The sequence below is a fragment of the Nocardiopsis sp. iso_25 genome (assembly GCF_056173305.1).
Genome location: NZ_CM149667.1, coordinates 4,381,879 through 4,399,750, shown reverse-complemented (window position 1 = coordinate 4,399,750; position 17,872 = coordinate 4,381,879). Strand labels below are relative to the sequence as shown.

18 protein-coding genes are annotated in these 17,872 nt (G+C 71.9%); 11 read left to right on the top strand and 7 right to left on the bottom strand.

Features of this window, described 5'->3' with window-relative positions; genetic code table 11:
• Positions 1 to 40: 40 nt before the first annotated feature.
• Positions 41 to 2,134, bottom strand: coding sequence for a transketolase (tkt, locus tag AC0VX6_RS18910; protein WP_274973986.1), 2,094 nt, complete (start codon positions 2,132 to 2,134; stop codon positions 41 to 43).
• A gap of 669 nt (positions 2,135 to 2,803) precedes the next feature.
• Here tkt and AC0VX6_RS18905 point away from each other — a divergent pair.
• Together AC0VX6_RS18905 and AC0VX6_RS18900 are read left to right on the top strand one after the other, a co-directional pair.
• A complete protein-coding gene (locus AC0VX6_RS18905; RefSeq protein WP_274973985.1) occupies positions 2,804 to 3,769 on the top strand; it encodes a heme o synthase in 966 nt (321 codons plus the stop codon).
• 148 nt (positions 3,770 to 3,917) lie between these two features.
• Complete coding sequence (locus AC0VX6_RS18900; RefSeq protein WP_274973984.1) at positions 3,918 to 5,204, top strand: PrsW family intramembrane metalloprotease; 1,287 nt, start codon at positions 3,918 to 3,920, stop codon at positions 5,202 to 5,204.
• Here the strand turns inward: AC0VX6_RS18900 and AC0VX6_RS18895 are convergent.
• From AC0VX6_RS18895 to AC0VX6_RS18880, 4 genes are all read right to left on the bottom strand, one after another.
• Positions 5,140 to 6,252, bottom strand: a complete 1,113-nt coding sequence (locus AC0VX6_RS18895; protein ID WP_274973983.1) for a COX15/CtaA family protein — start codon at positions 6,250 to 6,252, stop codon at positions 5,140 to 5,142. The two genes, AC0VX6_RS18900 and AC0VX6_RS18895, sit on opposite strands and share 65 nt — an antisense overlap.
• Before the next feature lie 216 nt (positions 6,253 to 6,468).
• Complete coding sequence (locus AC0VX6_RS18890; RefSeq protein ID WP_274973982.1) at positions 6,469 to 6,663, bottom strand: hypothetical protein; 195 nt, start codon at positions 6,661 to 6,663, stop codon at positions 6,469 to 6,471.
• Between the two features lie 169 nt (positions 6,664 to 6,832).
• The gene (locus tag AC0VX6_RS18885) at positions 6,833 to 7,783 is read right to left on the bottom strand and encodes an EamA family transporter (protein WP_274973981.1); all 951 of its coding nucleotides are present in this window, start codon (positions 7,781 to 7,783) and stop codon (positions 6,833 to 6,835) included.
• Positions 7,784 to 7,789: 6 nt separating this feature from the next.
• Positions 7,790 to 8,191 carry a hypothetical protein gene (locus AC0VX6_RS18880; RefSeq protein WP_475465454.1) on the bottom strand — a complete coding sequence of 134 codons (402 nt, stop codon included), beginning with the start codon at positions 8,189 to 8,191 and terminating at the stop codon, positions 7,790 to 7,792.
• 124 nt (positions 8,192 to 8,315) lie between these two features.
• Between AC0VX6_RS18880 and AC0VX6_RS18875 the strand changes: the two genes are divergently transcribed.
• The gene (locus tag AC0VX6_RS18875) at positions 8,316 to 9,008 is read left to right on the top strand and encodes an RICIN domain-containing protein (RefSeq protein ID WP_274973979.1); all 693 of its coding nucleotides are present in this window, start codon (positions 8,316 to 8,318) and stop codon (positions 9,006 to 9,008) included.
• Between the two features lie 18 nt (positions 9,009 to 9,026).
• Here the strand turns inward: AC0VX6_RS18875 and AC0VX6_RS18870 are convergent, their stop codons facing one another.
• Together AC0VX6_RS18870 and AC0VX6_RS18865 are read right to left on the bottom strand one after the other, a co-directional pair.
• Positions 9,027 to 9,866 (bottom strand): ABC transporter permease, encoded by an 840-nt coding sequence (locus AC0VX6_RS18870; RefSeq protein WP_274973978.1) that lies wholly within the window; start codon positions 9,864 to 9,866, stop codon positions 9,027 to 9,029.
• Positions 9,866 to 10,807: an ABC transporter ATP-binding protein gene (locus AC0VX6_RS18865; protein ID WP_475465452.1), complete on the bottom strand. Its 942-nt coding sequence runs from the start codon at positions 10,805 to 10,807 to the stop codon at positions 9,866 to 9,868. The genes AC0VX6_RS18870 and AC0VX6_RS18865 overlap by 1 nt, the downstream gene beginning before the upstream one ends.
• A gap of 306 nt (positions 10,808 to 11,113) precedes the next feature.
• Here AC0VX6_RS18865 and AC0VX6_RS18860 point away from each other — a divergent pair, with 306 nt between their 5' ends.
• The 8 genes from AC0VX6_RS18860 to AC0VX6_RS18825 are packed head-to-tail and all read left to right on the top strand — an operon-like array spanning position 11,114 to position 17,751.
• Positions 11,114 to 11,890, top strand: coding sequence for a helix-turn-helix transcriptional regulator (locus AC0VX6_RS18860; RefSeq protein WP_274973976.1), 777 nt, complete (start codon positions 11,114 to 11,116; stop codon positions 11,888 to 11,890).
• A gap of 19 nt (positions 11,891 to 11,909) precedes the next feature.
• The gene (sufB, locus tag AC0VX6_RS18855) at positions 11,910 to 13,322 is read left to right on the top strand and encodes a Fe-S cluster assembly protein SufB (RefSeq protein ID WP_013153980.1); all 1,413 of its coding nucleotides are present in this window, start codon (positions 11,910 to 11,912) and stop codon (positions 13,320 to 13,322) included.
• Position 13,323: 1 nt separating this feature from the next.
• Positions 13,324 to 14,484 (top strand): Fe-S cluster assembly protein SufD, encoded by a 1,161-nt coding sequence (gene sufD / locus AC0VX6_RS18850; protein ID WP_047869920.1) that lies wholly within the window; start codon positions 13,324 to 13,326, stop codon positions 14,482 to 14,484.
• Positions 14,477 to 14,812 carry a non-heme iron oxygenase ferredoxin subunit gene (locus tag AC0VX6_RS18845; RefSeq protein WP_274973975.1) on the top strand — a complete coding sequence of 112 codons (336 nt, stop codon included), beginning with the start codon at positions 14,477 to 14,479 and terminating at the stop codon, positions 14,810 to 14,812. The genes sufD and AC0VX6_RS18845 overlap by 8 nt, the downstream gene beginning before the upstream one ends.
• A gap of 8 nt (positions 14,813 to 14,820) precedes the next feature.
• The gene (gene sufC / locus AC0VX6_RS18840) at positions 14,821 to 15,582 is read left to right on the top strand and encodes a Fe-S cluster assembly ATPase SufC (RefSeq protein ID WP_013153977.1); all 762 of its coding nucleotides are present in this window, start codon (positions 14,821 to 14,823) and stop codon (positions 15,580 to 15,582) included.
• 3 nt (positions 15,583 to 15,585) lie between these two features.
• A complete protein-coding gene (locus tag AC0VX6_RS18835; RefSeq protein ID WP_274973974.1) occupies positions 15,586 to 16,887 on the top strand; it encodes a cysteine desulfurase in 1,302 nt (433 codons plus the stop codon).
• A 19-nt stretch (positions 16,888 to 16,906) separates the two neighbouring features.
• Positions 16,907 to 17,383 (top strand): Fe-S cluster assembly sulfur transfer protein SufU, encoded by a 477-nt coding sequence (gene sufU / locus AC0VX6_RS18830; protein WP_013153975.1) that lies wholly within the window; start codon positions 16,907 to 16,909, stop codon positions 17,381 to 17,383.
• Positions 17,383 to 17,751: a metal-sulfur cluster assembly factor gene (locus AC0VX6_RS18825; protein ID WP_212643647.1), complete on the top strand. Its 369-nt coding sequence runs from the start codon at positions 17,383 to 17,385 to the stop codon at positions 17,749 to 17,751. The genes sufU and AC0VX6_RS18825 overlap by 1 nt, the downstream gene beginning before the upstream one ends.
• The last annotated feature ends 121 nt before the right edge of the window (positions 17,752 to 17,872 follow it).

The following is a 17,872-nucleotide window of genomic DNA, read 5'->3' as shown; positions in this document are numbered from 1 at the left end:
GGCGGGCCCCGCCGGGATCCTCCGGCGGGGCCCGCCGGGGTCAGCTGCCGGCCTTGGCGATGCTCTTGCGGGCCGCCTCGACGACCGCCTCGGTCGTGAAGCCGAACTTCTCGTACAGGACCTGGTACGGGGCGGAGGCGCCGTAGTGCTCCAGGCTCACCGACTCGCCGGCGTCGCCGACGTACTCGCGCCAGCCCAGGGCGATCCCGGCCTCCACCGACACGCGGGCGCGCACGGAGGAGGGCAGCACCTGCTCGCGGTACTCCCCGCTCTGGCGCTCGAACCACTCCACGCACGTCATGGACACCACGCGGGTGGGCGTGCCGGCCTCCTGGAGCGCCTTGCGGGCGTCCAGGGCGATCTGCACCTCGCTGCCGGTGGCCATGATGATCACCTCGGGGGCGTCCCCGTCGGCCTCGGCCAGCACGTAGCCGCCCTTGGCCGCGCCCTCGGCCGAGGCGTACTCCTCGCGGTCCAGGACGGGCAGGTTCTGGCGGGTCAGCGCCAGCGCGGACGGGCGGTCGCCCCGCTCGACGACCTCGCGCCACACCACGGCGGTCTCGTTGGCGTCGGCCGGGCGGATCACGTCCAGGCCGTAGATGGCGCGCAGCGCCCACAGGTGCTCGACCGGCTGGTGGGTGGGGCCGTCCTCGCCCAGGCCGATGGAGTCGTGCGTCCACACGTAGGTGACCGGCAGCTGCATGATGGCGGCCAGCCGGACCGCGGGGCGCATGTAGTCGCTGAAGACGAGGAAGGTGCCGCCGTAGGGCCGGGTCGGGCCGTGCAGGGCCATGCCGTTGAGGATGGAGCCCATGCCGTGCTCGCGCACGCCGAAGTGCAGCACGCGCCCGTAGGGGCTGCCCGGGAACATCTCGCTGGCGCGGTCGAATGGCAGGAACGACGGCTCGCCCTTGGGCGTGGTGTTGTTGGACCCGGCCAGGTCGGCCGAGCCGCCCCACAGCTCGGGCAGCAGCGGCGCCAGGGCCGAGAGCACCTCGCCGCTGGCCTTGCGGGTGGCCACGCCCTTCTCGCTGGCCTCGAAGGTCGGCAGGGCCTTCTTCCAGCCCTCGGGCAGCCTCTTCTCGACCAGGCGGTCGAACAGTTCGGCGTGCTCCCCGGCGCTGTCGTGCCAGGCCCTGAACTCCACCTCCCAGGCGGCGCGGGCCTCGCGGCCCCGGTCCACGGCGCGGCGGGTGTGCTCGATCACCGCGTCCTCGACGCCGAAGGGCTCGTCGGGCAGGCCGAGGATCGCCTTGGTGGCGGAGATTTCGTCGGCGCCGATGGCCGCGCCGTGGATGGCGCCGGTGTTCTGCTTGTTGGGCGCGGGCCACCCGATGACGGTGCGCAGGCGGATGAAGGTCGGGCGCTCGGTCTCGGCCTTGCCGCGCACGATCGCCTGGTACAGCGCCTCGACGTCCTCGACGTACTCGCCGGTCGCGCTCCAGTCGACCTCCTCCACGTGCCAGCCGTAGGCGCGGTAGCGCTCGGCCACGTCCTCGGAGTGCGCGATGCGGGTGTCGTCCTCGATGGAGATCCGGTTGTCGTCCCAGATCATGATGAGGTTGCCCAGCTGCTGGGTCCCGGCCAGGGCGCTGGCCTCGTGGCTCACGCCCTCCTGGACGTCGCCGTCGGAGCAGAACGCGTAGATGTGGTGGTCGAAGGGGCTGGCGCCCGGACCCGCCTCGGGGTTGAACAGGCCGCGCTCGCGGCGGGCGGCCATGGCCATGCCGACCGCGTTGCCCACGCCCTGGCCCAGCGGACCGGTGGTGGTCTCCACCCCCGGCGTGTGGCTGAACTCGGGGTGGCCGGGCGTGCGGCTGCCCCACTGGCGCAGGCTCTTGAGGTCGTCCAGTTCGAGCCCGTATCCGGCCAGGTAGAGCTGGATGTACAGGGTGAGGCTGGAGTGGCCGATCGACAGCACGAAGCGGTCCCGGCCCGTCCACTCCGGGTCCGAGGGGTCGTGGCGCATGATCTTCTGGAAGAGCAGGTAGGCGGCTGGCGCCAGGCTCATCGCGGTGCCGGGGTGTCCGTTACCCGACTTCTCGACCGCGTCCATCGCCAGGGCCCGGACCGTGTTGACGGCGCGGAGGTCGAGGTCCGACCACTCCAGGGTTTGCGGGGTGTGGGCGTTCACGGACTTTCGTTCTCCTTCTCGGGCACCCCCCGCGCCCGGCGGCCGGAGCGCGGGGTGTGTCGGTTGCGTTCGTTCTCGAACCGCCGCCGGAACCGGGGCGGCCCGCCGTGCGGGCGGGGCCGAGTACGGCGGGAACGCGCACCCGCTGCTGTTCAGGGCGCGGACGCGGCGTCCCCGGGTGACGGTCGCCGCGGGCTGGAGACCACGACGGATTCGGCCACGATCGAGCCTATCGTCCGCTACCCGGGATGTCGTTGCCCGACACCTCTGATTACCGGCTGGTAGGGGTGTGGGAACCGCCTCCCGGGCGGCGCGGCCACCGGCGGCCGGGCCGCGTGGCGGGGGCCGCGGGCGGTGCGTGGCGGGCTGGAAGCGCGTCGGAGCCTGTGCGACCCTTCAGTACACCCGGCGGACCACCGCGCGCATCCGGGCCCGAGGACCAGCGGTTTTCCTTGTGAGGGGGCTGGTCTCAGACGCGCGCGAGGAAGTACTACAGTATGTCGTTGACGGGGTTTCCGCCGATCCAGACGCTTTGTCGGTCCGCCGGCCCCCGCGTGGCGAGCAGTGTCGAAACCCCTAGAGTTGTCGAGGTATCCGCGTGTCTGAAACCGAGCCGGTGGCCCCCGGGGGGACGCGAGAGAACCGTCCGGCCGTGAGGACCGGGTACTGATGGCCCTCACCAACCGCGCCCCGCGGACGAACCCGCACGGCGACCAGCCCCAGGCCCCCGGCGGGGCCTCGCTGGGCGCCCACGTCCGCGCCTACGTCGCCCTTTCCAAGCCCCGCGTCATCGAGCTGCTGCTCATCACCACCATCCCGGTGATGTTCGTCGCGGCCGGGGGAGTGCCGCCGCTGTGGACCGCGGTCGCCACCCTGGTGTTCGGCACCATGTCGGCGGCCAGCGCGAACGCGATGAACTGCTACATCGACCGCGACATCGACCGTGAGATGCGTCGCACCCGCCAGCGCCCCGGCGCGATGGACCTGGTCACCCCGCGCGGAGCCCTCGTCTACGGCCTGGTGCTGGCCGTCGGCTCCACCGTCGGGTTCGCCCTCCTGGTGAACGTGCTCTCGGCCGTGCTGTCGGTCTTCGCGATCCTGTTCTACATCTTCGTGTACACGCTGCTGCTCAAGCGGCGCACCGCGCAGAACGTGGTGTGGGGCGGCATCGCCGGGTGCATGCCGGTGCTCATCGGCTGGGCCGCGGTGACCAACAGCCTGGACTGGGCCCCGTTCGTGCTGTTCCTGGTGGTGTTCTTCTGGACGCCGCCGCACACCTGGACGCTGGCCATGCGCTACAAGGAGGACTACGCGCAGGCCAAGGTGCCGATGCTGCCCGTGGTCGCCACCGACCGCCGGGTGCTGCTGGAGTGCGTGCTCTACAGCTGGGCCACCGCGGTCGTGTCGGTGCTGTTCTGGCCGGTGGCGGGCACCACCTGGTTCTACGGCGCGGTCGCCGTCGCCCTGGGCGCGCTGCTGATCGTCCAGGCGCACCGCCTGCTCAACCGCTCCCGCGCGGGCGTGACCGGCGCGCAGCTCAAGACGATGGGCTTCTTCCACCTGTCCAACGCCTACCTGGCGCTGCTGTTCGTGGCGGTCACCGTCGACCCCCTGATCGCGGGCGTCCTGGGCTGAGGCCGCCGGCCTTCCGTGGGCGGCACCCCTGCGCGGGTGCCGCCCACGGGCGTCCGGGCCGCCGCCGGTCGGGGCCCGTGCGCCCCTCCCCGCGGTCGGCCGGGGGCGAAAGCCGTGGTCGGCCCGGTTCCCGCTACGATCGGTGCCCATGCCCCGTCTCGACAGCAAGGCCATCCTCCAGGGCCGACGCTCGCGCTACTCGATGACCCTCATCCTGGGCACCACCGTCAGCGTGGTCTGCATGATCGGGATGCTGGTCTACCTGTGGCTGCTCGCCCTGGCCGGGGGAGCAGCCGCCGGGATCGACGGAGGGCTCGGCTTCGCCGTCAGCCTCGTCGCCGCGGTCATCCCCGTGTGCATCCTCGTGCCGCTCATCCTCATGCTGGACCGGATCGAGCCCGAGCCCGGATGGGTGCTGTTCTTCGCCTTCGCCTGGGGCGCGGGCGTGGCCGTGGTGGTATCCCTGCTGCTCAACAGCTGGGGCCTGGCCCACGTCACGGTGCCGCTGTTCGGCCGAGACCTGGGCGACTTCCTGGGCACGTCGGCGGTGGCGCCGCTGGTGGAGGAGAGCGCCAAGGGCGTGGTGCTGCTGATCCTGCTCTGGCGGCGCCGCCACGAGCTGGACACCTTCACCGACGGGGTGATCTACGCGGGGATGGTCGCCACCGGCTTCGCCTTCACCGAGAACATCCTGTACTTCCTCAGCGCGTTCTTCGACGGCACCCTGGTGGCCACCTTCGCCATCCGGGGGCTGATCGCCCCGTTCGGGCACCCGGTCTACACCGCGATGATCGGCATCGGCGTGGCCTACGCCGCCATGCGCTCCGGAGCCCTGCGCCTGCTGGCCCCCGTCGCCGGGTGGGCCGCGGCGGTGCTGCTGCACGGCATGTGGAACGGGTCCACCTACTTCGGCTGGTCCGGACTGGCCGTCGCCTACATGGTGCTCTTCGGCGTGCTCATGGCGATCCTGGCGCTGGCCGCCCGCGACCGCCACCGGCAGATCGGCGCGATCGCCCGGTACCTGCCGCCCTACGTCTCCACCGGCCTGGTCAGCCCGGCCGACATCGCCATGCTCAGCTCACTGCAGGGGCGCCGCCGGGCCCGGGAGTGGGCGGCGCGCAACGCCGGCCGCAGGGGCCGCGAGGCGATGCGCGAGTACCAGCTCGCCGCCACCGAGCTCGCGCTGCTGCACCGCAGGCTGGACGCCGGGCTCCCCGCGCCCGACTGGAAGGTCCACCGGGACTCGTTCCTGGCGCTGATGCACGTGGCCCGGGACACCTTCCTGGGGCGGATGCCCCAGCCGGTCGCCCCGGGCTGGGCGGAGAGCCCCACCGACTCCGGCTTCCTGCGCCGGGCCGACTTCGCGCACGTCATCGCCCAGGCGCGGGCGCAACAGGACTACGTTCCCCGTCACGGTCAGCAGGGTCCTCGCTGAGCTCCTGGCCCGGCGGGACCAGGCGCGTGGTGGAGAAGTACAGGCGGCAGATCGCGACCCAGGTCAGGGCCGAGCCCAGGACGTGCAGGACCACCAGGGCCTCGGGCAGTTCCAGGGCGTACTGGGTGTAGCCCACGACGCCCTGGAGGACGACGGTGACCAGCAGGAACACGCTGCTCACGCGGACCGGCCGCCGGGCGCCGCCGCGGAAGGCGATGACGGTGGCCAGCACGGCCCCGGCCGTGGTGAGCCAGGCCAGCGCGGAGTGCAGGCGGGTGACCGCCGCCAGGTCGAACCCCCACCGGGGGGCCGCGGCGTCACCGCCGTGCGGGCCGGTGCCGGTGACGATGGTCCCGGCGACCAGCAGGACGAAGCCGACCACGACCAGGCCGATGCTCAGGGCGTGCAGCATGGGTCCCACGGACACCTGGGGCTTGCCCTCGGGCTCCTGACAGCGCACGTACAGGGCGACCGTGATGAAGACCATCACCATGGACAGCAGGAAGTGCGCCGCCACCGAGGCGGGGTGCAGGTCGGTCCACACGGTGATGCCGCCGACCACGCCCTGGCCCAGGACGCCGAACGGCACGATGACGGCCAGCCGGACCAGGTCGGGGCGGCGCGGGCTCATCCGCATGACCGCGACGAAGGTGATGACGGCGACCGCGAGCACGACGAAGGTGAGCGTCCGGTTGCCGAACTCGATGGCGGCGTTGAGCGCGGCGTGCCCGGTGTCGATGGGCACGAAGCTCTCCGGCGTGCACTTGGGCCACTCCGAGCAGCCCAGGCCCGAGGAGGTGACGCGCACGGTGGCGCCGGTGACGGCGATCCCCGCGTTGACGACGATGTTGCCCAGCGCCCAGGCCCGCAGCGACCGCTGCGTGGGCGTCCAGATCGTGCGCGCGAGCAGTACCAGAGCGAGCACTCCGGCGGTCGCGACGGCGATCTGCCAGCCCCACAGGGGGAATCCGAGAAGGGAGATGTCCTCCGCCGCGAGCGGGGGGACCGAGTTCGCGGCCAGCACCGCGGAGGCCGGGGAATCAGACATACGACAGACTGTAGTACATCGTCGCGGGGGCCGGTGTCCGCCCCCCGCGCAGTCTCCCACCTGCGCCGACGCCGTCGTCCGACACAGGGGGAGGGGGCGCCCGCGTGTGGACGCCCCCTCCGCGACGGCGGGGTCCGTACCGCCCGATCGGACCCGTTCCGGGGGCTCGTCGGTTCGTTCGGGAGGGCCCGCCGCCCTCGACCGGTCAGCGCGTTCCTAGCCGACGTGGTTGGAGATGCACTGGTTGAGCAGGTCCAGGTCCAGGTTGATCAGGCCGAGGAAGCCCTGTTCCTGCACGCACGCCTGGTAGACGTCGGTGTCGTTCTCGCCCGCGGAGGCGGTCCCGAACCCCATGCCGAGCAGGCCGGCGGTGAACAGGGCGGTCATCATCATCTTGGCGCTGGTGCGCATGGCTTTCCCTTCGACTGCGTGTGATCGTGCCGTTTGGCCGACCCACCAGGACAGATAACCATTTGTGTCCATTCGGAAACACTGAGTAGCAAAACTCCTGTCCCCGTCTTCCCGGACTGGCCGCCCCGACGGGCGAGCCGCGGACACGGCGGCCGCGGACCGGGCCCGCCTACCGCTCTCCGGGGCCCTCCCGGGACGACCGGGCGGACGCGCCGTCGGCCTCGGGGCCGCGGTCCCCGGCGTCGCGGGCCGAGGTGCGCGTGGAACCCGCGCTGGCCACGATCACGCAGGCCACCGCGAACCACTGCCACACGGTCAGCAGCTCGCCCAGCACCACCAGGCCCACCAGCGCCGCGGCGGCGGGCTGGAGGCTCATCAGCACCCCGAACACGCGCGGCGGCATCCGGCGGAGCGCGGTCAGCTCCAGCGTGTAGGGCACCACCGAGGACAGCACGCCGACCACCAGGCCGAACAGCAGCAGGCGCCAGTCGAGCAGGGCCGCACCCCCCTCGTACACCCCGATCGGTGCCATGACGACCACGCCGACCACGCTGGCGATCGCCAGGCCGGACGCGCCGCTGAACCGCTGGCCCGTCGACGCGCTGAGCAGGATGTAGCCCGCCCAGGCCACCGCCGCCAGCACGGCGAACAGGATGCCCAGCGGGTCCATCGAGCCCGCCTCCAGCCCCAGCGCGACCACGCCCAGCCCGGCCAGGCCCGCCCACACCAGGTCGATCCGGCGGCGCGACCCCAGGATCGCGATGGCCAGCGGCCCCAGGTATTCGATGGTGACCGCGATCCCCAGCGGGATGCGCGCGAAGGCCTGGTAGATGAGGAAGTTCATCATCGCCAGCGCGACGCCGTAGCCGATCACCACCCACCAGTCCCCGCGCGAGCGCGCCCTGAGCACCGGCCGCGCCACCAGGACCAGGAGCACCGCCGAGGTCAGCAGCCGCAGCCACACGACCGCGGCCGGGGGCAGCACGTCGAAGAGGTTCTTGGCCACCCCTGCGCCGGTCTGCACCGAGACGATGCCGACCGTCACCAGCCAGACCGGGGGCACCGCCTCCACCGCTCGGAGCGGGGAGAACGCTGCCTGGGGCCGGGACGGAGTGCTCATGGCAAGTCATCCTACGTTTTCGGGGGTCCTCTCCGTCTCCCCGCCGTCCCCGGTCCGCGTCCGGGCCCGGTCCCTCGCGGCCCGGGCGGACCCGGCGGGGTCCGGCCCCCGGGGCCGGGCCACGACCGCGGCCAGCAGCAGTCCCCAGGCCGCCGTGGCCACCGCGGGCTGCGCCAGCGTCATGACCAGCCCGTGCACCGTCTGGTCCGCCCGGCCGGTCAGGAGCTGCACCCCGATCCACAGGAACGGCAGCGCCGCCGCGAGCAGGTTCACCAGCAGCGCGGCCCACACCAGTCCGGGCCGGGCGGGCCGCCGCCACAGCGTCAGCGCGCCGCCCGCGGAGAGCAGGAGCAACGGCGGGCCGAGGTAGCGGACCGCGATGAACCAGGGGACTCCGAGCGCTTCCATGCCCGGACCCTATCGAGTCCCCACCACTGAAGGGCGAACGTGCATCAAACCGGCGAAGTGGTGTGAAATGGTCCGGGCCGTGGAACGACGCGGCCCCCGCCCGCACCCCGCTGGAGTGTCCTCAATGTCCCGACGCCGCGCCCGTTCCCCCCGCGACCACGAACGGTACGTCCCCCACTGGCCGCTCCTGGCCGGAGCCCTGGCGCTGCTGCTGGTGGCCCTCGTCGGCGGCTACACCGGGGGCCTGCTCGTGTCCGGCGGGGACCGGCCCGAGGAGCCGGAGATGACCACGGCCTCGGGCATCCTGGTCCAGCCGCCCGGCGCCCCCGAGGCCGAGGAGCCCAGCGAGGAGCCGTCGGAGGAGGAGGTCGTCCACCCGGCGGGCCTGGACCCCGCGCTCGTCTACGCGGTCCAGAGCGTCCACGGCGGCCGCGTCATGGACGTCGCGGGCACGTCCACCGCCAACGGCGCGCCCGTCCACCTGTGGGACCGCCACGACCAGACCAACCAGCAGTGGCGCTTCATCCCCGTGGACGGGGGCTTCTACGAGATCGAGGGCGTGGGCAGCGGCAAGCTCCTGGAGATCCCCGCCGACCCGGCCGCGCAGCCCGGCGCGGCGCTGCTCACCCGCACCGGCTCGCCCAACCAGCACTGGTCGCTCGTCGAGGTGGGGCCGGGTGTGGTCCGCCTGGTCAACCGGGCCACCGGCCAGGCGCTGGAGGCGCAGGGCGGCGCCCCCGACAACGGCACCAGGGTCGCCCAGGCGCCCGACGGCGGCCACGCCCACCAGCAGTGGCGCCTGCTGCCCCTGAGCTGACCCGGCCCGGGGCCCGGGCTACTCCCAGCGGAAGAGGCGGCTGGCCAGCACGCCGCAGACCAGCGCCCACACGGCCAGCACCGCGAACGCGCCCGGGCCGGGCAGGGAGCCGTCGGCCAGGACCGTCCGCAGCCCCGAGCTGAGCGCGGTGATCGGCAGCGCCGACGCCGCCTGCTCCAGGGGGCCGGGGAAGCTGCTGACCGGGAAGAGCACCCCGCCCAGGCCCAGCAGCAGCACGTACACCAGGTTGGCCCCGGCCAGGGTCGCCTCGGCCCGCAGCGTGCCCGCCATCAGCAGGGCCAGCGAGCTGAACGCGGCGGTGGCCAGCAGCACCAGGGCCACGGCCGCCAGCACGCCCGCCGGGCTCGCCGCGGGCGACCAGCCCAGCGCCAGCGCCACCGCGCACAGCACCACCGTCTGGATCGCCTGCACGCCCAGAACGGCCAGGGTCTTGGCGGCCAGCAGGCCGAAGCGCGACAGCGGGGTCGCCCCCAGCCGCTTGAGCACCCCGTAGCGGCGTTCGAAGCCGGTGCCGATGGCCAGGCCCGTGAACGACGTGGACATCACCGCCAGCGCCAGCACGCCGGGCGTGAGCGCGTCCACCCGCGCCCCCTCGCCCACGTCCAGCACCGAGGTGAGGCTGAAGCCCACCAGCAGCAGCACGGGGATCACCATGGTGAGCAGGAACTGCTCGCCGTGGCGCAGCATGACCCGCAGCTCCATCCCGGCCTGCGCGGCGACCATCCGCCACATCGGCGCGGCCCCGGGCGCGGGGGTGAACAGCGAGGCGTCGCCGCCTCCGTGGGCGGGAGCGTCGGCGGCCGCCCGTGCGGAGGCGGTGGAGGTGTGCTCGTGCATCAGTCGCGCAGTTCCCTGCCGGTGAGTTCGAGGAAGACGTCTTCGAGGGTACGCCGCCGCACGCGCAGGTCCTCGGCCAGGACTCCGGCCGAGGCGCACCAGGCGGTGACCGTGGCCAGGAACTCCGGGCCGGGAGTCCCCGCGCCGCCGGGGACGACCGCGTACTCGCGGCGGCCGTCGGCGGGGCCGTGGGCCTCCACCCGGCTGCCCTCGGGCAGGGCGGCCTCCAGCAGGGCCGTGTCCAGCGGGGCCTCCGCGGAGAAGCAGACCTCGCGGCGCTCCCCGGTCAGCTCGGCGGGGGTGCCCTCGGCGACCACGGCGCCGCGGTCGATGATGACCACGTGGTCGGCCAGCCGCTCGGCCTCCTCCATGTAGTGCGTGGTCAGGATCACCGCCACACCCGCCTCGCGCAGGGCCGCCACCAGGTCCCAGGTGGCCATGCGCGCCTGCGGGTCCAGGCCCGCGGTCGGCTCGTCCAGGAAGACCAGTTCGGGGCGGCCGACCACGGCGCAGGCCAGGGACAGGCGCTGCTGCTGGCCGCCGGACAGGCGGCGGAAGGGCGTCGCGGCCACCGAGGTCAGGCCCAGCCGCTCCAGCAGCAGGCGGGGCTCGATCGGCCGGGCGTGGAAGGAGGCCATCAGCCGCAGCCACTCGGCGGCGCGGGCGCCGGTGGGCACGCCCCCGGACTGGGGCATCACCCCGACACGGGGTTTGAGGGCGCCGGAGTCGGCCACGGGGTCCAGGCCCAGCACCCGCACCCGCCCGCCGTCGGCGCGGCGGAAGCCCTCGCAGATCTCGATGGTGCTGGTCTTGCCCGCTCCGTTGGGACCGAGCAGCGCCGTCACCGCGCCCCGGCGCGCGCTGAAGGTGAGGCCGGTGACTGCGGTGGTGGCGCCGTAGCGCTTGACCAGGTCGACGACCTCGACCGCGGCTGTGTCCATGGGGCCTGAGTCTACGTGCGGCCCGGCGGAGGGCTTCACCGCCCCGGCCGGGGCGCCCGGGGACCGGCGGCGCGCCGAACACTCCTGTCCGCATCCCGATACGGCGGTCTCGGCATATGGTCGTCGGGAAGGATCTCGGGCCCGTTCCCGTTCGTGTCCACTGGGTTGCCGGTGCGTGAACCCCCTGTTAGGCAAGCCTGTCCTTGGTGATCAAGTCCATGGGGTCGGGTTTGCCTCGGCGGACTTATTTACGCCACACTGATGTTGTCAAAACCAGGAGCCGCGTCAGAGAGGGAGGGGAAGACCGTGTCCGAGACGTCCAGTGTGTCCCGTCCCCTCGCTGGAACGGAGCGCGGGGCCGAGACCGGCACCCGCGCACGGGTCGCGCGGCTCATCCTGGAGAAGGGCCCGATCACCGCCTCCGCGCTGGGGGAGCGGCTCGGGCTCACCCCGGCGGCCATCCGCCGCCACCTCGACAACCTGACCAGCGAGGGCATGGTCGAGGCCCGCGACGCCCGGCCCCACGGCGGGCGACGCCGCCGGGGCCGCCCGGCGCGCGTCTTCGCCATCACCGAGGCCGGACGCGACGCCTTCGTCCACGCCTACGACGACCTCGCCACCAGCGCGCTCCGCTTCCTGGCCGACACGGCCGGTCCCGGAGCCGTCGGCGAGTTCGCCCGCAGTCAGGTCGCCGACCTGGAGCGGCGCTACAGGCCCCTGCTGGACGCGGTTCCCGCCGAGCAACGCGTCCGGCTGCTGGCCGAGGCCCTCTCCAACGACGGCTACGCCGCCACCGCGGGCCAGGCGCCCGCACCCGGCGGCGGCGACCAGTTGTGCCAGCACCACTGCCCCGTCGCGCACGTGGCCGCCGAGTTCCCGCAACTCTGTGAGGCCGAGATCGAGGCCTTCGCGCGGCTGCTGGGCACCCCGGTGCGCAGGCTGGCCACCATCGCCCACGGCGACGGTGTGTGCACCACCCACGTCACCCCCCGGGGCGACGCGGAGAGCGGGGAGGACGGCACCCCCGCGTCCAAGGCCATCCGCCAGGCGGCGGACGGCTCAGTTCACCACAAGGACGTCTGAGTCCAGGAGGAGTCCGCGCATGACGTCTATCGCGCATCCCGAGCTCGAGGGGATCGGAACATACGAGTACGGCTGGGCCGACTCCGACGCGGCCGGGGCCTCGGCCCGCCGCGGTCTGAACGAAGAGGTCGTCCGCGACATCTCCGCCAAGAAGGACGAGCCGGAGTGGATGACCAAGCTCCGCCTCAAGTCCCTGCGGCTCTTCGACAAGAAGCCCATGCCCAACTGGGGCGCGGACCTGTCCAAGATCGACTTCGACAACATCAAGTACTTCGTGCGGTCCACGGAGAAGCAGGCCACCTCCTGGGAGGACCTGCCCGAGGACATCAAGAACACCTACGACAGGCTGGGCATCCCCGAGGCGGAGAAGCAGCGCCTGGTCGCCGGTGTCGCCGCGCAGTACGAGTCCGAGGTCGTCTACCACCAGATCCGCGAGGACCTGGAGGAGCAGGGTGTCATCTTCCTGGACACCGACACCGCCCTCAAGGAGCACCCGGAGATCTTCGAGGAGTACTTCGGCTCCGTGATCCCGGCCGGCGACAACAAGTTCGCCGCGCTCAACACCGCCGTGTGGAGCGGCGGGTCGTTCATCTACGTGCCCAAGAACGTGCACGTGGAGATCCCGCTCCAGGCCTACTTCCGGATCAACACCGAGAACATGGGCCAGTTCGAGCGGACGCTGATCATCGTCGACGAGGGCGCCTACGTCCACTACGTCGAGGGCTGCACCGCGCCGATCTACAAGTCGGACTCGCTGCACTCCGCGGTCGTGGAGATCATCGTCAAGAAGAACGCCCGCTGCCGTTACACGACCATCCAGAACTGGTCCAACAACGTCTTCAACCTGGTCACCAAGCGCGCCGTGGCCGAAGAGGGCGCGACCATGGAGTGGATCGACGGCAACATCGGCTCCCAGGTCACCATGAAGTACCCGGCCGTCTACCTGATGGGCGAGCACGCCAAGGGCGAGACCCTGTCGATCGCCTTCGCGGGCGAGGGCCAGCACCAGGACACCGGGTCCAAGATGGTGCACTGCGCGCCCAACACCTCCTCCACCATCATCTCCAAGTCGGTGGCACGCGGCGGGGGCCGCGCCTCCTACCGGGGTCTGGTGCAGGTGCAGGAGGGCGCCGACCACGCCAAGTCCTCGGTCAAGTGCGACGCGCTGCTGATCGACACCATCAGCCGTTCCGACACCTACCCCTACAACGACCTGCGCGAGGACGACGCCGAGCTCGCGCACGAGGCGACCGTCTCCAAGGTCAGCGAGGACCAGCTCTTCTACCTGATGAGCCGGGGCATGGACGAGGACGAGGCCATGGCCATGATCGTGCGCGGGTTCGTCGAGCCCATCGCGCGCGAGCTGCCCATGGAGTACGCGCTGGAACTGAACCGGCTGATCGAGCTTCAGATGGAAGGAGCGGTTGGTTAAGTTGACCAGCCCGAGCACCGAACCCAAGGCCCACAGCCACGGCCTGGGGGAGATCCCGTTCTCCAAGTTGGCCACCCACGGGTCCTTCGACGTGAACGACTTCCCCGTCCCTGGCGGCCGCGAGGAGGAGTGGCGCTTCACTCCGATCCGCCGCCTCAAGGGCCTGCACGACGGCAGCGCCGTCGCCGACGGCACCGACAAGCTCGACGTGGACGCCCCCGAGGGCGCCACCGTCGAGACGGTCGGCCGCGGCGACGCGCGGCTCGGCACCGCCGGGTTCCCCGCCGACCGCGTCACCGCCCAGGCCTACACCTCCTTCGAGGAGGCCACGGTCATCACGGTCGCGCAGGGCGCGGCCCTGGAGCGGCCGATCACCGTCAACCGCCAGGCCCAGGGCGGCACGCGCTACGACCAGTTCGTCCTGGACGTCAAGCCGCTGGCCGAGGCGGTCGTGGTCCTCAACCAGACCGGCACGGGCGTGCGCGCGGGCAGCGTGGACATCCACGTCGGCGAGGGCGCGCGCCTGACGCTGATCAGCCTCCAGGACTGGGACGGCGACGCCGTCGACGTCTCGCAGCACAACGCCCAGGTGGCAAAGGACGCCACGTTCAAGTCGATCGTGATCACCCTGGGCGGCGACCTGGTCCGGCTCTCCCCGAAGGTGGCCTACAAGGGGCGCGGCGCCAACGCCGAGCTCCACGGGCTGTACTTCACCGGCGACGGCCAGCACCACGAGCACCGCTCGCTCATCGACCACAACATGTCCAACACCCGCTCGCGGGTGGAGTACAAGGGCGCGCTGAGCGGCAAGGACGCCCACGGTGTGTGGATCGGCGACGTGATCATCGGTGAGGGCACCACCGGCACCGACTCCTACGAGCACAACCGCAACCTCCAGCTCACCGACGACACCCGCGTGGACTCGGTGCCCAACCTGGAGATCTTCACCGGTGAGGTGGAGGGCGCCGGGCACGCCGCCGCCAGCGGCCGCCTCGACGACATCCACCTGTTCTACCTGCGCTCCCGGGGCATCCCGGAGGACGAGGCCCGGCGCCTGGTCATCCGCGGCTACTTCCTGGAGCTCATCAACCGGATCCCGGTCGAGGAGCTGCGCGAGGAGATCATGGCCAAGGTCGAGCGCAAGCTGGCCGCCCATGAGTGAGGCCGGACGCTGGGTGAAGGTCGCCGAGCTCTCCGAGATCCCCGATGAGGGGGCCCTCGGGGTCGAGACCGACGACGAGACACCCATCGCCCTGGTCCGCAGCGAGGGCGAGGTGTACGCCGTGCGGGACGTGTGCTCGCACGCCGAGGTCCGCCTGTCCGAGGGCGAGGTCGAGGACGGCACCATCGAGTGCTGGCTGCACGGCTCCTGCTTCGACCTGCGCTCGGGGGCGCCGATCAACCCGCCCGCGACCCAGGCGGTCCCCACCTACGACGTGAAGATCGACGGCGAAGACGTGCTCGTCTCGCTGGATGAGAAGAATTCCTGAGGCCTGAAATGACCAAGTTCGAAATCCGCGGCCTGCGCGCCGACGTCCTCATCGGCGAGGACGAGCGGCAGGAGATCCTCAAGGGCGTTGACCTGACCGTCAACTCCGGTGAGACCCACGCCATCATGGGCCCCAACGGCTCGGGCAAGTCCACCCTCGCCTACGCGATCGCGGGCCACCCGCGCTACGAGATCACCGAGGGCGAGGTCCTCGTCGACGGCGAGAACATCCTGGAGATGAGCGTCGACGAGCGCGCCCGCGCCGGCGTGTTCCTGGCCATGCAGTACCCGGTCGAGGTCCCCGGCGTGTCCATGTCCAACTTCCTGCGCAGCTCCGTCACCGCGGTGCGCGGCGAGGCCCCCAAGCTCCGCCAGTTCTCCAAGGAGCTCCAGGGAGCGATGAAGGACCTGTCCATCGACCCGGCCTTCGCCGCCCGCGGCGTCAACGAGGGTTTCTCCGGCGGTGAGAAGAAGCGCCACGAGATCCTCCAGCTGGAGCTGCTCAAGCCCAAGGTCGCCATCCTGGACGAGACCGACTCCGGCCTGGACGTCGACGCGCTCAAGGTCGTCTCCGAGGGCGTCAACCGCGCCAAGGCGAGCGGTGAGATGGGCGTCATGCTCATCACGCACTACACCCGGATCCTCAACTACGTGAAGCCCGACTTCGTGCACGTCTTCGCGGGCGGCCGCGTCGCCGAGTCCGGCGGCCCGGAGCTGGCCGACGTGCTGGAGGCCGAGGGCTACGAGCGTTTCGTGAAGGCGGGCGCGTAACCGATGACCACAGTCCGCGAGTCCGGTCGGGCCGGGGCGGCCCCGCTCGACGTCGCGGCGATCCGGGAGGACTTCCCGATCCTCTCCCGGACCGTCCGCGACGGGCGGCCGCTGGTGTACCTCGACTCCGGGGCGACCTCGCAGAAGCCCCGTCAGGTGCTCGACGCCGAACGTGAGTTCTACGAACGCCACAACGCGGCGGTGCACCGTGGCGCGCACCAGCTCGCGGAGGAGGCGACCGACGCCTACGAGGCGGCCCGGGAGACCATCGCCCGGTTCATCGGGGCCGACGCCGGGGAGGTGGTGTTCACCAAGAACGCCACCGAGGGCGTCAACCTGGTGGCCTACGCGCTGAGCAACTCCGCGACCGCCGACGAGGAGCTGCGCCGCTTCCAGGTGGGGCCCGGCGACGAGGTCGTGGTGACCGAGATGGAGCACCACGCCAACCTGGTGCCCTGGCAGCAGCTGTGCCAGCGCACCGGGGCGACGCTGCGCTGGTTCCCGGTGACCGACGAGGGGCGCCTGGACCTGTCGGGGATCGCCGACCTGGTCAACGAGCGCACCAAGGTGGTGGCGTTCAGCCACCAGTCCAACGTGCTGGGCACCGTCAACCCGGTCGGGGAGATCGTCGCCCGGGCCCGCGAGGTCGGCGCGCTGACCGTGCTGGACGCCTGCCAGTCGGTTCCGCACATGCCGGTCGACGTGGCCGCGCTGGGCGTGGACTTCCTGGTCTTCTCCGGGCACAAGATGCTCGGTCCCAACGGGATCGGGGTGCTGTGGGGGCGCCGGGAGCTGCTGGAGGCCATCCCGCCGTTCATCACCGGCGGCTCCATGATCGGCGTGGTCCACATGGAGTACTCCACCTGGGCCGACCCGCCCCAGCGCTTCGAGGCCGGTGTGCCGATGGCCCCGCAGGCCGTCGGCCTGGCCGCGGCCTGCGACTACCTGTCCCGCGTGGGCATGGAGAGGGTCGCCGAGCACGAGCACGCGCTCACCGAGTACGCGCTGGAGCGGATCGGCGCCCTGGAGGGCGTGCGGATCGTCGGCCCCACCGATGCGGTGGACCGCGGCGGCGCAGTGTCCTTCGCCGTGGACGACATCCACCCGCACGACGTGGGCCAGGTCCTGGACGACCTGGGCGTGGAGGTCCGGGTGGGCCACCACTGCGCCTGGCCGCTGCACCGCAGGCTCGGCGTCGTCGCGACCACGCGCGCGTCCTTCTACCTCTACAACACGCCGGAGGACGTGGACGCGCTCGTGGAGGCCATCAGGGCCGCGCAGAAGTTCTTCGGAACCCGGCCCTAGAGCGAGGAACAGCCTGACCATGCAGTTGGACGCGATGTACCAGGAGATCATCCTGGACCACTACCGCAACCCGCACCACAAGGGTCTGCGCGATCCGCACAACGCGGAGGCGCACCACATCAACCCCACCTGCGGGGACGAGGTGACGCTCCGGGTGGCGCTGACCCCCGCCGAGGGCTCCGGCGGCCTCGACCGCGAGGCCGTGGTCAGCGACGTCTCCTACGAGGGGATGGGCTGCTCGATCAGCCAGGCCAGCACCTCGGTGCTGACCGACCTGCTCATCGGCCGCACCGTCGCCGAGGGCATGACCACCCTGGACGCCTTCACCGAGCTGATGCAGTCCAAGGGCAAGGGCGAGCCCGACGAGGACGTGCTGGAGGACGCCGTGGCGTTCGTCGGCGTGTCCAAGTACCCCGCGCGGATCAAGTGCGCCCTGCTGGGGTGGATGGCCTGGAAGGACGCCGTGTCGCAGTCCCTGGAGAAGGAAGCCGTCTGATGAGCGAGAACGAGACGACAACGACCGAGGCCGCCGAGGGCGCCCCCCTCTCCCCGGAGGCGGAGGCGCTGGTCGAGGAGATCAGCGAGGCGCTCAAGGACGTGATCGACCCCGAGCTGGGCGTGAACGTCGTCGACCTGGGCCTGCTGTACGGGGTGAACGCCGACGACAGCACCATCACGCTGGACATGACCCTGACCAGCGCGGCGTGCCCCCTGACCGACGTGATCGAGGACCAGGCCACCAGCGCCCTGGACGAGTTCGAGCGCGAAGTCAAAATTAATTGGGTCTGGATGCCGCCGTGGGGTCCGGACAAGATCACTGACGACGGGCGCGACCAGCTGCGCATGCTGGGCTTCAACGTCTGACACGCGCCGCACGCGCGAAACGGGCCGGTCCCCTCGGGGGCCGGCCCGTTTCGCGTGCCCGGGGCCGCCGCCGCGGGGCTCCGGGGTCCCTTCCGGTGCCGCGGCGGTCGGTGGCGGTCCG

Excerpts from the sequence above, each read along its gene's own strand:
- AC0VX6_RS18905 (WP_274973985.1), top strand. The coding sequence starts at position 2,804 with ATGGCCCTCACCAACCGCGCCCCGCGGACGAACCCGCACGGCGACCAG.
- AC0VX6_RS18900 (WP_274973984.1), top strand. The coding sequence starts at position 3,918 with ATGCCCCGTCTCGACAGCAAGGCCATCCTCCAGGGCCGACGCTCGCGC.
- AC0VX6_RS18895 (WP_274973983.1), bottom strand. The coding sequence starts at position 6,252 with ATGTCTGATTCCCCGGCCTCCGCGGTGCTGGCCGCGAACTCGGTCCCC.
- AC0VX6_RS18890 (WP_274973982.1), bottom strand. The coding sequence starts at position 6,663 with ATGCGCACCAGCGCCAAGATGATGATGACCGCCCTGTTCACCGCCGGC.
- AC0VX6_RS18885 (WP_274973981.1), bottom strand. The coding sequence starts at position 7,783 with ATGAGCACTCCGTCCCGGCCCCAGGCAGCGTTCTCCCCGCTCCGAGCG.
- AC0VX6_RS18880 (WP_475465454.1), bottom strand. The coding sequence starts at position 8,191 with ATGGAAGCGCTCGGAGTCCCCTGGTTCATCGCGGTCCGCTACCTCGGC.
- AC0VX6_RS18875 (WP_274973979.1), top strand. The coding sequence starts at position 8,316 with ATGTCCCGACGCCGCGCCCGTTCCCCCCGCGACCACGAACGGTACGTC.
- AC0VX6_RS18870 (WP_274973978.1), bottom strand. The coding sequence starts at position 9,866 with ATGCACGAGCACACCTCCACCGCCTCCGCACGGGCGGCCGCCGACGCT.
- AC0VX6_RS18865 (WP_475465452.1), bottom strand. The coding sequence starts at position 10,807 with ATGGACACAGCCGCGGTCGAGGTCGTCGACCTGGTCAAGCGCTACGGC.
- sufB (WP_013153980.1), top strand. The coding sequence starts at position 11,910 with ATGACGTCTATCGCGCATCCCGAGCTCGAGGGGATCGGAACATACGAG.
- AC0VX6_RS18845 (WP_274973975.1), top strand. The coding sequence starts at position 14,477 with ATGAGTGAGGCCGGACGCTGGGTGAAGGTCGCCGAGCTCTCCGAGATC.
- sufC (WP_013153977.1), top strand. The coding sequence starts at position 14,821 with ATGACCAAGTTCGAAATCCGCGGCCTGCGCGCCGACGTCCTCATCGGC.
- AC0VX6_RS18835 (WP_274973974.1), top strand. The coding sequence starts at position 15,586 with ATGACCACAGTCCGCGAGTCCGGTCGGGCCGGGGCGGCCCCGCTCGAC.
- sufU (WP_013153975.1), top strand. The coding sequence starts at position 16,907 with ATGCAGTTGGACGCGATGTACCAGGAGATCATCCTGGACCACTACCGC.
- AC0VX6_RS18825 (WP_212643647.1), top strand. The coding sequence starts at position 17,383 with ATGAGCGAGAACGAGACGACAACGACCGAGGCCGCCGAGGGCGCCCCC.